This is a genomic window from Streptomyces sp. NPDC042336, assembly GCF_055581985.1.
Window position 1 is genome coordinate 195,507 of record NZ_JBVJEA010000003.1, and the last position, 15,806, is coordinate 211,312.

The window sequence follows — 15,806 nt, forward strand, 5'->3', positions numbered from 1 at the left end:
CCCCGGTGTGAGCACGCGAGGAACACGCCCGCGGATCAAGGAGGTTGGCAAAACCGGCCCGTCCATCGGGCTGCACCGCGGACCGCTCGCGGAGTACCCTTCCTTGATCGTTGGGACGGGGTGCCCCGGCAGTGTCCGGGGGAGCGGAAGGCGGTACTCGGGTGGGCTCGGGAGGGCTGGAGCTGCCTCCTGGTGACGACGGTCACCAGGGGAACTCCGCGGACGCCCCGCCCGGTGCGGTGTCCCTGGCGCGGCCGATGAACGCGGGCGCGATCGGTCCGGAGCTGGACTGGGACGCCGCCGCCTGGCACGAGGTGCGCACGCGTGCGCAGCGGGCCGGGCGGGCCTACATCTGGCTGAATCTCGTCGAGCAGCGCCTGCGCGCGGTCGTGGCCGCCGTCCTGCGGCCCGTCTACGAACCGGTCCACGGCGACGACTGGGTGGTCGCCGCCGCCGGGCCCGCCGGCCAGGAGTGGGTGCAGCGCGCCGTCGCGGTACGGGAGGTCAGCCGCCGCAAGGGCTATCTGCTCGACCCGGCCGACGACAACGTCCTCAGCTTCCTCACCCTGCCCCAGCTGCGCGAGCTGATGGTGCAGCACTGGCCCTGCTTCGAGCCCTACGTGGACGAGCGCCGGGACGTCGAACTCGCCCTGGACGAGCTGGAGGTCACCCGCAACGTCGTCTCCCGCAACCGGGCCCTGTCGGAGGCGGTCCTGAACCAGGCCGAACGGGCCTCCGCCCGGCTGCTCGACGTGCTCGGCGCGGGCAGCGACGTGCCGTCCGCGCGCCGGCTGCCCGTCGACGCGGTGGAGGACCTGGTCGGGGACCGCTACGCCGACGTGGTCGCCGTGCACTCGGACCGGGTGCGGCTGCTGCGCCAGTTCCCGGCCGAGGACCTGTTCGGCAACGCCCGGCGCGTGGACGCCCTCGGCATCGGTCTCAACCTGCTCGTGCAGAACTTCTCCGGCCGCCGCCTGCTGCGGATGGCCGAGGGCGGCGGCCGGGTGCGGCTGCTCTTCCTGAACCCGGCCTCCAGCGCGATCAAGCGCCGCGAGCGCGAACTGGGCATCAAGCGGGGCGAGCTGAGCCGCGCCGTGGAGATGAACATCCTGCACATGCGCCGAGTGCGGGCTCGGCTGCGGGACCCGGGCGCCTTCGAGATCCAGGTCTTCGACGAGACGCCCCGTTTCACCGCCTACCTCGTCGACGGGGACGGCGTTGACGGCATCGCGGTCGTGCAGTCCTACCTGCGCCGCACGCGGGGCATGGAGGCGCCGGTCCTCGTCCTGCGCAACGGGCGCAACGGAGGAAAGGTCGTGAAGTCGGACCGGCTCGAAGAAGGCGGACTTTTCCCCACCTACCGCGAGGAGTTCGAGCTGATGTGGGCGGATTCGCGCCCCGTGTCGTGACCCCCGCCCCCCGGGGCCGGTGCGGGGGTAAACGGAATGCGATCCTCTGATTGTCAGTGGCCCGTGGGAAGGTGGAGACCACTGGGGGAAAGCACCACCAAGAAGGGGGACCGCCCATGGGCTGGCACCGGGAGCTGCTGATCGGCTTCGACCTGGAGACGACGGGCACCGACCCGCACGAGGCGCGCATCGTCACGGGAGCCGTGATCGAGGTCAGGGGCTCGGAGCCGCTCGGCCGGCGGGAGTGGCTGGCCGACCCCGGAGTGGAGATCCCGGCGGACGCGGTCGCGGTGCACGGCATCAGCAACGAACGCGCGGCCGGCGAGGGCCGCCCCGCCGACCGGGTCGCGGACGCCATCGCCGAAGTCCTCACGGACCACTGGAAGGCAGGCGTCCCGGTCGTCGCCTACAACGCGGCCTTCGACCTCACCCTGCTCTCCGCCGAGCTGCGGCGCCACGGACTGCCGTCCCTGCGCGAGCGCCTGGGCGGCCTGGACCCCGCCCCGGTCATCGACCCGTACACCATCGACCGCTCCGTCGACCGCTACCGCCGGGGCAAGCGCAATCTGGAAGCGGTCTGCCGGGAGTACGGCGTCCCGCTCGACGCCGCCCACGACGCCGCGGCCGACGCCCTCGCCGCGGCCCGCCTGGCCGGTGCGATAGCCGGCCGCCACCCCAAGGTCGCGGCCCTCGGCCCGGCGGACCTGCACCGCCGCCAGATCGAGTGGTACGCCGAGTGGGCGGCCGACTTCCAGAGCTTCCTGCGCCGCAAGGGCGATGCCACGGCCGTCGTCGACGGGACCTGGCCGATGCGTGAGCCGGCCGGGGAGCCGGCCGACGAGCGGGTCTGACCCGCACCGGCGGAACGGCGCGAGGGCCGGTCCGCGAGGGTCAGAAGGGGTACCAGCGCACCTCGGGGTCCCCGTCCCGCAGCGACGCCACCCTGCGTTCGAACTCGGCCAGTGCCTTGGGATTGCTCGGTGCGTGCTGGGCCACCCAGGCGCAGCTGGCGGTCTCCCGGGCGCCGCGCAGCACCGCGCAGCCGTCCCACTCGCGCACGTCCCAGCCGTAGGTCGCGGTGAAGGCGTCGTACGCCTCGGCGGGCAGCCCGTAGCGGTCGCGGCTCAGCGCCATCACCACCAGGTCGTGCTCGCGCAGGTCGGCGGAGAAGGTCTCGAGGTCGATCAGGACCGGGCCGTCGGGGCCGACGTGCACGTTGCGGGGCAGCGCGTCCCCGTGGATGGGCCCCGGCGGCAGGTGCGGGGTGAGCGCGGCGGCGGCCGCCGCGAAGCCGTCCCGGCGCTCACGCAGGTACGCGGCGTCCGCGGGGTCGATCACGTCGCCCGCGAGGCGCAGCCAGCGTTCCACACCGCCCAGCAGCTCGCGGGGCGGCAGCTCGAAGGAGGAGGGGAGGGGCAGTTCGTGGACGAGCCGGAGCAGCGCCGCCACGTCCCGGGGCTCGGTGGGCCGCACCGGTTCGGGCAGCCGCCGCCACACGGTCACCGGATGCCCGTCGACGAACAGCGCCGTCGGCTCGGCCGCCCGCACCGCGGGGACGCCCGCCTCCTCCAGCCAGAGCGCGACGGCCAGTTCCCGGCGTGCCCGCTCCAGGAGCTCGGCGTCCCGGCCCACCTTGACCGCCAGGCCGCCGGCGGCGAACACGGCGTTCTCGCCGAGCGCCAGCAGCCGCGCCCGCGACGTCGGGCCGGGCAGCACCCCCGCCGCGGCCAGCACCTCCCGCGCCCGTGCCTCGTCCATCGTCCCGCGCCTCCCTGTCCGTACCGGTTGTCGCCATGCGTCGGTCAGTGTCCCATTCGCACAGGTGGGAGCAGGTCGGGGGCCCTTGACGGGACGCGGTCACCCCACGACCATGACCAGGCCCGCCCGAGCCGTGCAAAGGGGTTGATTACGTGACATCGGTGACCGAGTCGAGCAGACCGGCGCACCGGGCGCCCGGCCCGGACGCCCCACGGGGCGCGCCGGACCAGGGCGCCTGGTTCCTGGTGCTGCCCGCGCTGATCCCGATCCTGGTCCTCAGCGTCGGGCCGCTGCTCTACGGCATCGTGCTGGCCTTCACCGACGCCCAGTCGGGCCGCACCGAGCCCACCCGGTGGATCGGCACCCTGAACTTCCAGGACCTGCTGCACGACACGCTGTTCTGGGAGTCCTTCCGGATCGGCCTGGTGTGGGCCGTCGGCGTGACCGTGCCGCAGTTCCTGCTCGCCCTCGGTCTCGCCCTGCTGCTCAACCAGAACCTCCGGATGCGCTGGCTGGCCCGGGCCCTGGCGATCATCCCCTGGGCGATGCCCGAGGTCGTCGTCGGCATCATGTGGCGGCTGGTCTACAACGCGGACGCGGGCATCCTCAACGAGACCCTGCGCGACCTCGGCCTGGGAAGCGGCCACGACTGGCTGAGCGGCCTCGGCACCGCCCTGCCGGCCGTCATCGTCGTCGGCGTGTGGGCCGGCATGCCGCAGACGACGGTCGCCCTGCTCGCCGGACTGCAGAACACCCCGCGCGAGCTGCACGAGGCGGCCGCGGTGGACGGCGCGGGAGCCTGGCGCCGTTTCCGCACGGTCACCTGGCCCGCCCTCAGACCCGTCGCACTCGCCATCACCGCGCTCAACCTGATCTGGAACTTCAACTCCTTCGCCCTGGTCTACGTGCTGACCAACGGCGGACCCGGCGGCCGCACCCGGCTGCCCATGCTCTTCGCCTACGAGGAGGCCTTCCGCTACGGCCAGTTCGGCTACGCGGCGGCGATGGGCTGCGTCATGGTCGCCGTGATCTCGGTCCTGCTGGCCGTCTTCCTGGTCGGCCGGCTCCGGGGCGAGTCCAAGGGAGGTGACGAGGCATGAGGACCTCGACCGCGGCCCGCACGGGCCAGTACGCGGCACTGCTCGGCTATCTGGTCTTCCTGGCCTTCCCGTTCCTCTGGCTGATCTCCATCGCGTTCAAACCGCCGCGCGAGCTGGCCAGTCTGCATCCCGCCTGGATCCCCGAGGACCCCACCCTCGACAACTTCCGGCAGGCCTTCGACGAGCAGCCGCTGCTGCGCGCCGGGCTCAACTCCCTGCTCGCCGCGCTCGGTGCCGCCCTGATCGCGGTGCTGATCGCGACCCCGATGGCGTACGTCATGACCCGCCGTCGCGGCCGGCTCACCAAGGCGGCCACCGGGTGGGTCGTGGTCAGCCAGGCCTTCCCCTTCGTGCTGCTGATCATCCCGCTGTTCCTGGTCCTCAAGAACCTCGGCCTGATCAACTCCGTTCCAGGCCTGGTGATGGTGTACGTCGTGTGGTCGCTGCCGTTCGCGCTGTGGATGCTGGCCGGATACGTCCGCGCCGTACCGCGCGAACTGGAGGAGGCCGCCGCGGTCGACGGCGCCGGACGGCTGCGGACCCTGGTCTCGGTGACCGCGCCGCTGCTCGCGCCGGGGATCGTGGCGACGGCCCTGTTCGCGTTCATCACCGCGTGGAACGAGTTCTTCTTCGCACTGGTCCTGCTGAAGACACCGGAGAAACAGACGCTGCCCGTGATCCTCACCCACTTCATCGGCGCCGAGGGCGTCGCCGACCTCGGACCGCTCGCCGCGGCGGCCTTCCTCGCCACCCTGCCCTCGCTGGTGGTCTTCGCGCTCATCCAGCGCCGGATCACGGGCGGCATGCTCGCCGGGGCGGTGAAGAGCTGATGCGTGCGCGTACGAGGATCGTGACCCTCTTCGTCTGCGCGGTCCTGCTGCTGGCGGGCTGCTCGGACGGCGGCGGCGGGGCGGACGACGGCCGGATCATCCTGCGCTTCCAGTCCCTGGCCTGGCAGGACGAGTCGGTGAAGGCCAACAAGGAGCTGGTACGGGAGTGGAACGCCACCCACCCGGACGTGCGCGTCGAGTACGTCCAGGGCAGCTGGGACAGCGTCCACGACCAACTGCTCACCTCCTTCGAGGGCGGTGAGGCGCCCGACGTCATCCACGACGCCTCCGACGACCTCGCCGACTTCGCCTACGGCGGCTATCTCGCCGACCTCACCGGACTGCTGCCCGCACGGCTGAAGTCGGACATACCCCGGCACAGCTGGGAGACGGTCACCTTCGGCGACGGCGTCTACGGTGTGCCGTTCCTCCAGGAGCCCCGGGTGCTGATCGCCAACGCGTCCCTGCTCAAGAAGTCCGGTGTCCGCATCCCTACCCCCGAACACCCCTGGACCTGGGCGGAGTTCCGGCAGGTGACGAAGGAGCTGAGCGGCGACGGGACGTACGGGGTGGCCTGGCCGCTCAAGGAGCCCGTCTCCGCCACGCTCAACCTCTCCCTGTCCGCCGGCGGCAAGCTGTTCCACCGGGGTGCCGACGGCAAGGTGACCGTTCGCTTCGAGGACGGCGACCAGGTCGTGCCCCGCACCGTCCACGACCAGGTCGGCACCGACCGCAGCGCCTCGCCCACCACCCTGGGCAGCGGCGGCTCCGACACCCTGCCCGGCTTCTTCGCGGGCAAGTACGCGATGGTGCCGCTCGGCTTCTCCTACCGCCAGCAGATCGAGCAGCAGGCACCCGAGGGCTTCGACTGGCAGGTGCTGCCCGCCCCGGCCGGCGCCGACGGGCTCGCCCAGGGTGTCAGCCCGCAGACCCTGTCCGTCGCAAAGGACAGTCCGCACAAGAAGGAAGCCGCCGCGTTCGTCGACTTCCTCCTCCAGCCGGACAACATGGTGCGCCTCGCACTCGGCGACTGGATGCTGCCCACCGGGGAGCAGGCCCTGAAGGACCCCGCCCTGCACACGGCCGAGCACGGCTGGGCCACCGGCACCGCCCTCGCCGGCCATCTGCGCTCGGCGCCCGCGCAGTCCGTGCGGGGGTACGCCGAGTGGAAGGACAAGGTGGCCACGCCCGCGCTCCAGGAGTACTACAGCGGAGCCATCGGTCTCGACGAACTGCGCCACAGACTGGAGGAGGACGGGAACCTGGTGCTCGCCCGGTACCAGCGCTGACGGCCGCCGCGGGAAAACGGTTTGCCCGCCTGGGCCCGCCCGCCTAGCGTCGCCTCCGTGGCAGCTTTCAACGCGATCTTCAACTCCGGTCTCGGCCGGGGCTGCACGTACTCCATCAGGATGCGTCGTGGCCCCGGAGCCCTGACCGGCCCGGGGTCCCCCCGCCGCTGACGCGCCCGACGCGCGTGCGGCGGGGCTGAGCCTCCGCATCCACTTCTGCCTTCGTCTTCCGGTCAGGGCCTTCGGCTGCCCTTTTCCCCTCCTGTCACGGAAGACAAGGACCGCAGGCCATGGCCCGCCCCACCCAGCGTGCCCGCACGCTCTCGCAGAACTTCCTCACCGACCGCGCCGTCGCCGACCGCGTCGCCCGGCTCGCCGCCCCCGACCGCGGGAACCCTCCCCTCCTGCTCGAAGTGGGCGCCGGCGAGGGCGCCCTCACCGAGCCCCTCGCCCGCCGCAGCCGCGAACTGCACGCCTACGAGATCGACCCCCGGCTCGTCCCCGGGCTGCGCGCCCGTTTCGCACGCAGCCCCCACGTCCACGTCGTCGCCGGTGACTTCCTCACCGCCCGGCCCCCGCGCACGCCGTTCTCGGTCGCCGGAAACGTGCCCTTCTCGCGCACCGCCGACATCGTCGACTGGTGCCTGTCCGCACCCGGCCTCACCGACGCCACCCTCATCACCCAGCTCGAGTACGCCCGCAAACGCACCGGCGACTACGGCCGCTGGAGCCTGCTCACGGTCCTGACCTGGCCGCGCCACGAGTGGCGGCTGCTGGGCCGGGTGGGCCGGCACCGCTTCCGCCCGGCGCCCCGCGTCGACGCCGGCATCCTCCGCGTCGAACGCCGCCCCACCCCGCTGCTCACCGACGCCGCCGCCCGCCGTACCTGGGCGGACCTGGTCGAGCTGGGCTTCTCGGGCGTCGGCGGCTCGCTGCACGCGTCCCTGCGCCGGGCCCACCCGCGGCGCCGGGTGGACGCGGCGTTCCGGGCCGCGCGGCTCGATCCCGGTGTGCTCGTCGGCGAGGTCGCGCCCGACCGGTGGCTGCGGCTGCACGAGGAGCTGGCGGGATGAGGCGAAACCATTTGCACGAGACGTCTCGTCTCGCGTACGGTGCGGGCATGACCAGTCGCCCCGCGCACATCGCCATGTTCTCCATCGCCGCCCACGGCCACGTGAACCCCAGCCTGGAGGTGATCCGCGAACTCGTCGCGCGGGGGCACCGGGTGACGTACGCGATCCCGCCGCTCCTCGCGGACAAGGTCGCCGAGGCGGGCGCCGAACCCAAGCTCTGGAACAGCACCCTGCCCGGCCCCGACGCCGACCCGGAGGCGTGGGGGAGCACCCTGCTGGACAACGTGGAGCCCTTCCTCGACGATGCCGTCCAGTCGCTGCCACAGCTCGCCGAGGCGTACGAGGGGGACGAGCCGGACCTGGTCCTGCACGACATCGCCTCCTACCCCGCCCGCGTACTCGGCCGCCGCTGGGGCGTGCCGGTGATCTCCCTGTCCCCTTGCATGGTCGCCTGGGAGGGGTACGAGCAGGAGGTCGCCGAGCCGATGTGGGAGGAGCCGCTGAAGACCGAGCGGGGGCAGGCGTACTACGCCCGCTTCCGCACCTGGCTGGAGGAGAACGGGATCACCGACCACCCCGACCCGTTCCTCGGCCGCCCCGAGCGCTCCCTGGTGCTGATCCCCAAGGCGCTCCAGCCCAACGCCGACCGGGTGGACGAGAAGGCGTACACCTTCGTCGGGGCCTGCCAGGGGGACCGCTCCGCCGAGGGCGGCTGGACCCGTCCCGAGGGTGCGGAGAAGGTCGTCCTCGTCTCCCTCGGGTCCGCCTTCACCAAGCAGCCGGCGTTCTACCGGGAGTGTGTCCGGGCCTTCGGCGAGCTGCCCGGCTGGCACACCGTGCTCCAGGTCGGCCGGCACATCGACCCCGCCGAGCTGGGCGACGTACCGGACCAGGTGGAAGTGCGCACGTGGGTGCCGCAGTTGGCGATCCTCCAGCAGGCCGACCTGTTCGTCACCCACGCGGGCGCGGGCGGCAGCCAGGAGGGCCTGGCGACCGCCACGCCGATGATCGCCGTACCGCAGGCGGCGGACCAGTTCGGCAACGCCGACATGCTCCAGGGCCTCGGCGTCGCCCGTACGCTGCCGACCGAGGAGGCCGGCGCCGAGGCGCTGCGCACCGCCGCCCTCGCCCTGCTCGACGACCCGGAGGTGGCGGGGCGTCTGAACAAGATCCAGGCGGAGATGGCCCAGGAGGGCGGCACCCGGCGGGCCGCCGACCTCATCGAGGCGGAACTCGCCGCGGCGCGCGGCTGACCCGGACAGCACACGGCCGGGACAGCACACGGCAGGGCCCGTCGGTTCCCCCGGAACCGACGGGCCCTGCCGCCGTGGTGGCGTGCCGGGTCAGACCCCGACCGGCTCACCCCGCTCCCCGCGCTCGCCCTCGCCGTCCCGCACCGGCGCCGCGATGGCCTCGGGCGACTCGTCGTGGGTCAGGTCCGGCAGCCGGTGCAGCCACTTGGGCAGGTACCAGTTGCGCTCGCCGAGCAGCGACATCACGGCCGGCAGCAGCACGCCCCGGATGACCGTCGCGTCGATCAGCACCGCCGCCGCCAGGCCCACGCCCATCTGCTTCATCGACTGCATGGACAGCGTGCCGAAGATGGCGAACACCGCGACCATGATGACGGCGGCGCTGGTGACGACCCCCGCCGTGGTGACCACGCCGTGCTGGATCGCGTCCCGGGTGGAGCGACCGCGCAGCCGGGCCTCGCGGATCCGGGAGACCACGAACACGTGGTAGTCCATCGACAGGCCGAACAGGATCACGAAGAGGAACAGCGGCAGCCACGTGATGATGGCGCCCACGCCCTCCGCGCCCACCAGCGAGGCGCCCCAGCCGTGCTGGAAGACGGCGACCAGGATGCCGTACGCCGCGCCCACCGACAGCAGGTTGAGCACGATCGAGGTGAGCGCGACCGTCAGCGAGCGGAAGGACAGCAGCATCAGCACGAAGGCGAAGACCACGACGAACGCGAAGACCGGCACCACCGATCCGACGAGCTGGTCGTTGAAGTCCTTGCTGCCCGCCACCTGACCGGTGATCGGCGCCTGGACGCCCTCGACCTTGCCCAGCGTCGCGGGCCGGACCTCGTCCCGCAGCTTGTCCAGGCTTTCGCCCGCCTTGTCCTGGTCGGAGCCGCCGACCAGCGGGACGGACACCAGCGCGACGTTCTGCCCGTCGTGCGTCGTGATCTCCACCGGCCCGCGCGAGGCACCCGAACTGATCGCCCGCTCCCGGAAGTCGGCGAGCGCGGCCCGCACCTCGGGCGCGTTGATGTCGTCGGCCTTCACGACCACCTCGGCCGGGTCGGAACCGCCGGGGAAGGCCTCGTTGACCCGGTTGTACGTCTGCACGATGGGCAGCGAGTCGCCGAACTCCTGGTCCAGCGTGAGGTTCTGCGTCTTCATGCCGAGCGCGGGCGCGGCCACGGCCAGCAGCGCCCCGACGGCCACCACCGCGGCCAGCAGCGGCCTGGCCAGGACGCGCTTCAGCACGGCGGTCCAGAACCGGCTGCCCTCGCCGGTGGAACCGCTCGGCCGGCGCCGGCGCAGGAAGGGCACGCGGCCCTTCTCCACCCGCTCGCCCAGCAGGGACAGCAGCGCCGGCAGCACCGTCACCGAGCCGACCATCGCGACCGCGACCACCATCAGCGAGGCCAGGCCCATCGCCTCGAACTCCGCGATGCCGGTGAACAGCATGCCCGCCATCGCCACGCACACCGTCACACCGGAGACCACGATCGCCCGGCCACTGGTGGCGGCGGCGATCCTGAGCGCCGTCTGCGCGTCCCGCCCGGCGGCGCGCTCCTCGCGCTCGCGGCGCAGGTAGAACAGGCAGTAGTCGACACCGACGGCCAGCCCGACCAGCAGCATCACGGAGTTCGCGGTCTCGCTCATCGGCTGGAGGTGGCTGACCAGGCCCATCAGGCCCATCGTCGCGACGATCGCGGTGATCGCCAGCGCCACCGGGACCAGCGCCGCCACCAGCGCGCCGAACGCGACGAGCAGGATGCCGAGCGCCACCGGCACCGCCGAGTACTCGGCCTTCTTGAAGTCGTCGCCGAACGCGTCGTCGAACGTCTTCATCATGCTGGCGCCGCCGATCTCCTCGATCCGCAGCGACTCGTGTTCCTTCTGGACGCCCTCGACCGCCTCCAGCACCGGCTCGACCCGCTCGCCCGCGGTGTCCGCCTCGCCGCGCATGTCGAACTGCACCAGCGCGCTGCGGCCGTCCTTCGAGATCGTCTTCGCGTCGTACGGCGAGGTCACCCCGGTGACCTTCCCCGTCCCCTCCACCGCCGTGACGACCGCGCCGACCGCGGCCCGGAACTCGGGGTCCGTGGCCTTCAGATCACCGGACCTCGCCTGGACCAGGACCGTCTCACCGGCCGGTTCGTCGATCCCGGCGTCCTCGACGATCCGGGCGGCGGTGTGCGTCTCGCCGCCCATCTGGTCGCTGTCCTTGACGTCGACCCGGCCGGCCGCCGAACCGAGCCCCATCGCCAGGACGACGAACAACACCCAGATCCCGACGGCGGCCCATCGGTGCCGGGCACTCCAGCCGCCCGCCCGGGCGGCTATGCCCCGCACCCGTGTCTCTCGGTTCCGCATGACCGGCCTGCCCCCTCGTGAGCGGTGCCGGCCCCCTGCCGCCACCTTGCGTTTCGAAGGTATGGCCCGCGTAAGGCCGTCGCGTCGTGCTCCTTGGTGACGTGCGGCGGCCTCGCCCTCATCCCTCCGTACCGCCGCACTCACCGCTGAGGAGGACCCCGGCCCCTTACATCTACCGGGGGACACCGGACAGCGCGGCCCATGGGAAAGGTTGTTGATTGAGTCACAGGAGCGTGTAGTGGTTGAACCCCGCGCACCGCATCGGCGAGAGTGGCGCGCACGTCCGCCCCGCGCGGACCCGGCCGTCGTGCCCACCCCCACGGGGCACGACGGCCGTTCTATGGTGTGCCGATGACGACGATGTACGCGGCGCTGCTGCGCGGGATCAACGTGGGGGGCAGCAGGAAGGTCCCGATGGCCGACCTGCGCGCGCTGCTGACCTCCCTCGGCCACGACGCCGTACGCACCCATCTGCAGAGTGGGCAGGCCGTCTTCGCCTCCGCCCACGGCGACGAGGACTCCCTGGCCGCGGAGCTGGCCGAGGCGATCGAGCAGCGGTTCGGCTTCCCCGTGGACGTGATCGTGCGCGACCACGCCTACCTGAAGTCGGTCGTCGAGGCGTGCCCCTTCCCGGCCGCCGAGCTGGAGGCCAGGCAGCTGCACGTCACCTACTTCTCCGTGCCCGTGGACGCGGACCGCTTCGCGGCGATCGACGCGGCGGCCTTCCGGCCCGAGGAGTTCCGCCTCGGCGACCGTGCACTGTACCTCTACGCACCGGACGGCCTCGGCCGCTCCAAGCTCGCCGAGGCCCTCGCCAGACCTCGCGTCAACAAGGGACTGGTCGCCACCAGCCGCAACTGGAACACGGTCACCAAGCTCGTGGAGCTGACCGCCCCCTGACGGTCCGTCGGGCCCTCATGCCCCGACCGCCAGCGCCACCGGCACCCGCGCCGCGTCGTACCGCTCCAGCAGGACCCGCGCCACCTCCGGCGCGGGACCCAGCACCTCCGCCAGCACGTCCGCCCTGGCGGCGCCCCGCGCGATGCGGTCAGGCAGGAAGCCGGGCGCCAGGACGTACGGGGCGACGGCGACGCGCGCACAGCCCAGCTCACGCAGCCGGCGTACCGCGTCCTCGGTGCGCGGAAGGGATGCGGAGGCGAACGCAGGCCGCACGGCGCACCAACCGGTGTGCCGCCACTCCCGCGCGATTTCTGCGATCACTGCGATCGCCTCCGGGTCGGAGGACCCCGCCGAGGCCAGCACGACCCCGGTCGAGGACTTGTCGGCGGGCGTCAGACCCGCCTCGTACAGCCGCCGCTCCAGTGCCGACAGCAGCAGCGGCGAGGGGCCGAGCACCTCGGCCTGCCGGATCCTCAGCCGCGGCGGCGCCGCCGCCAGGACCGCGGGGATGTCCGCCTTGGCGTGGAAGGCGCGGGTCAGCAGCAGCGGCAGCGCCACCACGTCCCGCACGCCCTCCGTCTCCAGGGACTCCAGGACCCCCTGCACCGAGGGGACGTTGAAGTCCAGGAAGCCGGTCTCCACCCGTACGTCCGGGCGCACCGCCCTGACCCGGCGGACCAGGGCGTGCACGGTCGCGGCGTGCCGCGGGTCGCGGCTGCCGTGGGCGATGACCAGGAGTACGGGGCGGACCGGCGCGGACATGTCGTGTCTCAGCCCTTCACCAGCAGACCGCGGCTGCGCAGCACCCACCGCTCCAGCGGGCTGAAGATCAGCAGGTCGATGGCGATGCCGACGACCAGGATGAGCAGGATCGCCTCGAAGACCATGGCCATGTCGCTGGCGTTGCGGCCGTTCTCCAGCAACTGCCCGAGGCCGACCCCGAGGTCGGGGAAGGAGGCGATGATCTCGGCGGCCATCAGCGAGCGCCAGGAGAACGCCCAGCCCTGCTTGAGACCGGCGACGTAGCCGGGCAGCGCGGCCGGCAGCACGATGTGCCAGGTGTTCCTGAGCCCCGTGGCGCCCAGGGTGCGGCCCGCGCGCAGGAAGATGGGGGAGATCTGGTCGACGCCGGACACCAGGCCGTTGGCGATGGAGGGCACCGCGCCGAGCAGGATGACGGCGTACATCATCGAGTTGTTCAGGCCCAGCCAGATCACGGCCGGCGGCACCCAGGCCACCGACGGCAGCGACTGGAGGCCGGACAGGATCGGGCCGATCGCCGCGCGCACGAACTTCACCCGCGCCACCAGGAGCCCCAGCGGGGTGCCGATGAGCAGCGCGAAGCAGAAGCCGAGCAGGCCGCGCGAGACGCTGGTCCAGATGTAGCCGAGCAGTTCGCCCCGGAGCCAGGCCTGGTGGAGCACGTTCCACACGTCCGACGGGGCGGGCAGCTTGGTCGGGTCGTCGACGATCTCGAAGGAGACCAGTGCCTGCCACACCGCCAGCACCAGCAGGACCGCGAGGGCGGGCGGCAGGACCTTCTCGACCAGGGTCTGCCGCAGCGGTGTGCGGCCGGGCTGCACCGACTCCAGTGCGTCCAGGCCCGCCTCCAGACCGGCGAGGTCACCGCCGTCCTTCGCGCCTCGGTCCCCGGCGGGACGCGTCGTGTCAGTGCTGGCCATGTCGGCGGATCTCCCCACGCAGTTCTTCGGTGATCTCGACGGACAGCTCCGCCACGGCGGTGTCCTCGATGCGGCGCGGCTGCGGGATGCCCACCGTCCACTCGCGCGCGACCCGTCCGGGACGCGAGGACAGCAGGACGACCCGCTCGGCCAGCCGCACGGCCTCGCGGACGTTGTGCGTCACGAACAGCACGGACAGCCGCGTCTCGCGCCAGATGCGGGTCAGCTCGTCGTGCAGCACGTCCCGCGTGATGGCGTCCAGCGCCGCGAACGGCTCGTCCATCAGCAGCAGCTTGCTCTCCTGGGCGAGCGCCCGGGCCAGCGCGACCCGCTGGCGCATGCCGCCCGACAGCTCGTGCACCCGCTTGCCGTACGCGCCCTTCAGACGGACGAGTTCGAGCAGTTCCTCCGCCTTGTCGCGGCGCTCGGCCTTCGGCACGCCGCGCAGCCTGAGGGCGAGTTCGATGTTCTTGCCCGCGGTCAGCCACGGGAACAGGGCGTGCTCCTGGAACATCAGGGCCGGCCGCCCGTCCGTGCTGATGCCGCCCGCGCTGGGCCTGTCCAGCCCCGCCACCAGGTTCATCAGCGTGGACTTGCCGCAGCCGGAGGCGCCCAGGAGGGTGACGAACTCGCCGGGCGCGACATCGAGGGTGATGTCGTCCAGGACGAGCTGCTGCCCGGCGGGGCCCGCGAAGGACTTCGAGACGTGCTCGATCCGGGCGGCGTACGCGGCCGGCTCGGTGCCGTCGTCGGCCTTGGCGAGGGTCGTGGTCGTGGCCATGGTCGTCACCTCCTGGGTGGTCGGATCCGGGCTTTACTCGACGCCGAGTCCGGCGTCGTCGACCGCGGGCCTGCCCTTGGCCTCGAGGACCTTGTTGAGCAGCGTGAGGTCGTAGATGCCCTTCAGGTCGGGCTTGTCCAGCAGACCGGCCTTCACGGCGTGCTCCGCCTGGGCGTCGAGGGTGGAGGCCAGCGGGTCGTCGGTGAGCTTGATGGACTTCCAGGCCGGGTCCAGCACGTCGGCGGGCAGGGCCTTGCCGGAGTCCTTCTCCAACTGGGCGTTCGCCGCGGTCTTCGCCTCGTCCGGGTTGGCCGTGATCCACTCGTTGGTGTCGACCGACGCCTTGAGCACCGCCTCCACGGCCTTCGGGTGCTCCTTGAGGAACTTCTGCGACACGATGATGTTCGTGATCACGAACTTCTTGTCGGGCCACAGCGTCGACTCGTCGAGGAGCACCTTGCCGCCCTCGGCGACCAGCTTGGACGCGGTGGGCTCGGGCACCCAGGCGCCGTCCAGGGCCCCGGACTTGTAGGCGTCCGGGGTGACCTTGTTGTCGCTGCGGACGACGGTCACGTCGCCCTTGCCGCTCTGGGCGTCGACCTTCCAGCCCTGCTCGGCGATCCAGTTGAGGAACGCCACGTCCTGCGTGTTGCCCAGCTGCGGGGTCGCGATGCGCTTGCCCTTGACGTCCTTCAGGGACTTGATCTTGTCCGGGTTCACCACGAGCTTCACGCCGCCCGAGGCCGAACCGCCGATGATGCGCAGGTTCTTGCCGGCGGACTTGGTGTAGCCGTTGATCGACGGGGACGGGCCGATCCAGCCGATGTCGATGGAGCCGGAGTTCAGCGCCTCGATCTCGGACGGCCCCGCGTTGAAGACCGCGTACTTGGCCTCGGTGGCGCCCAGCGCCTTCTGGAAGAAGCCCTTCTGGTTGGCGACCAGCGGCGTGGCGTGGGTGATGTTGCCGAAGTAGCCGATCCGGACGGAGTCGAGGCCGTCGATCTTCTCGGCGCCGTCGGCGACCTTGGCGCTGTCGTCGTCCTTCGACTCGGAGCCGTACCCGCAGGCGGCCAGGGTGAGCAGGGGAAGGGCGGCTATGACCGCGAGGGTGCGGCGCAGGGCGGTGGCGGCAGGCACGGGAGGTGTTCCTCTCGTTGGCCCGGCTCTCACGCCTGTCGGTTGGTCCGAGGTGTCAGGGCGTGGCCGGGAGGTCGGCAGGTCTTCGGCTGTGGGGGGTGAGGGCGCGCGAGCGGTGCGCGTACGTCAGCGCGCACATCGCGCCACTCCGCCCTGCCCGCTGCCGAGGGCGCCGCTGCCGACGCGGCCGCCCTCCTTGGCGAACGTGGAGTAGAAGTCGGGGGAGGACATGC

At 72.2% G+C, this 15,806-nt stretch carries 14 protein-coding genes; 8 read left to right on the plus strand and 6 right to left on the minus strand.

What is annotated here, in order from left to right; all coding sequences use genetic code 11:
* Positions 1-161: 161 nt before the first annotated feature.
* Both ACZ6IM_RS09525 and ACZ6IM_RS09530 read left to right on the plus strand, forming a co-directional pair.
* Positions 162-1,409, plus strand: a complete 1,248-nt coding sequence (locus ACZ6IM_RS09525; RefSeq protein ID WP_469555533.1) for an SAV2148 family HEPN domain-containing protein — start codon at positions 162-164, stop codon at positions 1,407-1,409.
* Positions 1,410-1,525: 116 nt separating this feature from the next.
* Complete coding sequence (locus tag ACZ6IM_RS09530; RefSeq protein ID WP_052837443.1) at positions 1,526-2,260, plus strand: 3'-5' exonuclease; 735 nt, start codon at positions 1,526-1,528, stop codon at positions 2,258-2,260.
* A gap of 40 nt (positions 2,261-2,300) precedes the next feature.
* Here the strand turns inward: ACZ6IM_RS09530 and ACZ6IM_RS09535 are convergent, their stop codons facing one another.
* Positions 2,301-3,167, minus strand: coding sequence for a phosphotransferase enzyme family protein (locus tag ACZ6IM_RS09535; RefSeq protein WP_052837444.1), 867 nt, complete (start codon positions 3,165-3,167; stop codon positions 2,301-2,303).
* 152 nt (positions 3,168-3,319) lie between these two features.
* Between ACZ6IM_RS09535 and ACZ6IM_RS09540 the strand changes: the two genes are divergently transcribed.
* From ACZ6IM_RS09540 to ACZ6IM_RS09560, 5 genes are all read left to right on the plus strand, one after another.
* On the plus strand, positions 3,320-4,267 hold the full coding sequence (locus tag ACZ6IM_RS09540) for a carbohydrate ABC transporter permease (RefSeq protein WP_052837445.1): 948 nt from the start codon (positions 3,320-3,322) through the stop codon (positions 4,265-4,267).
* Positions 4,264-5,097, plus strand: a complete 834-nt coding sequence (locus ACZ6IM_RS09545; protein ID WP_469555539.1) for a carbohydrate ABC transporter permease — start codon at positions 4,264-4,266, stop codon at positions 5,095-5,097. The genes ACZ6IM_RS09540 and ACZ6IM_RS09545 overlap by 4 nt, the downstream gene beginning before the upstream one ends.
* Positions 5,097-6,386 carry an ABC transporter substrate-binding protein gene (locus ACZ6IM_RS09550; RefSeq protein ID WP_469555542.1) on the plus strand — a complete coding sequence of 430 codons (1,290 nt, stop codon included), beginning with the start codon at positions 5,097-5,099 and terminating at the stop codon, positions 6,384-6,386. Before ACZ6IM_RS09545 ends, ACZ6IM_RS09550 begins: the two co-directional genes overlap by 1 nt.
* A 290-nt stretch (positions 6,387-6,676) precedes the next feature.
* Positions 6,677-7,459 carry a 23S rRNA (adenine(2058)-N(6))-methyltransferase Erm(O) gene (erm(O), locus tag ACZ6IM_RS09555; protein WP_469555544.1) on the plus strand — a complete coding sequence of 261 codons (783 nt, stop codon included), beginning with the start codon at positions 6,677-6,679 and terminating at the stop codon, positions 7,457-7,459.
* On the plus strand, positions 7,456-8,712 hold the full coding sequence (locus tag ACZ6IM_RS09560) for a glycosyltransferase (RefSeq protein WP_469555547.1): 1,257 nt from the start codon (positions 7,456-7,458) through the stop codon (positions 8,710-8,712). The genes erm(O) and ACZ6IM_RS09560 overlap by 4 nt, the downstream gene beginning before the upstream one ends.
* A 90-nt stretch (positions 8,713-8,802) precedes the next feature.
* On the opposite strand, the gene ACZ6IM_RS09565 is transcribed toward ACZ6IM_RS09560, so the two are convergent.
* Positions 8,803-11,073: an MMPL family transporter gene (locus tag ACZ6IM_RS09565; protein WP_469555550.1), complete on the minus strand. Its 2,271-nt coding sequence runs from the start codon at positions 11,071-11,073 to the stop codon at positions 8,803-8,805.
* Positions 11,074-11,424: 351 nt separating this feature from the next.
* Between ACZ6IM_RS09565 and ACZ6IM_RS09570 the strand changes: the two genes are divergently transcribed.
* Complete coding sequence (locus ACZ6IM_RS09570) at positions 11,425-11,973, plus strand: DUF1697 domain-containing protein (protein ID WP_052837450.1); 549 nt, start codon at positions 11,425-11,427, stop codon at positions 11,971-11,973.
* 15 nt (positions 11,974-11,988) lie between these two features.
* On the opposite strand, the gene ACZ6IM_RS09575 is transcribed toward ACZ6IM_RS09570, so the two are convergent.
* The 4 genes from ACZ6IM_RS09575 to ACZ6IM_RS09590 are packed head-to-tail and all read right to left on the minus strand — an operon-like array spanning position 11,989 to position 15,573.
* On the minus strand, positions 11,989-12,735 hold the full coding sequence (locus tag ACZ6IM_RS09575) for a sirohydrochlorin chelatase (RefSeq protein WP_469555553.1): 747 nt from the start codon (positions 12,733-12,735) through the stop codon (positions 11,989-11,991).
* Between the two features lie 8 nt (positions 12,736-12,743).
* Positions 12,744-13,655, minus strand: a complete 912-nt coding sequence (locus ACZ6IM_RS09580) for an ABC transporter permease (protein ID WP_052837452.1) — start codon at positions 13,653-13,655, stop codon at positions 12,744-12,746.
* Positions 13,642-14,436 (minus strand): ABC transporter ATP-binding protein, encoded by a 795-nt coding sequence (locus tag ACZ6IM_RS09585; protein ID WP_469555556.1) that lies wholly within the window; start codon positions 14,434-14,436, stop codon positions 13,642-13,644. Before ACZ6IM_RS09585 ends, ACZ6IM_RS09580 begins: the two co-directional genes overlap by 14 nt.
* Positions 14,437-14,469: 33 nt before the next feature.
* Complete coding sequence (locus ACZ6IM_RS09590) at positions 14,470-15,573, minus strand: aliphatic sulfonate ABC transporter substrate-binding protein (RefSeq protein WP_052837454.1); 1,104 nt, start codon at positions 15,571-15,573, stop codon at positions 14,470-14,472.
* Positions 15,574-15,806 lie beyond the last annotated feature (233 nt).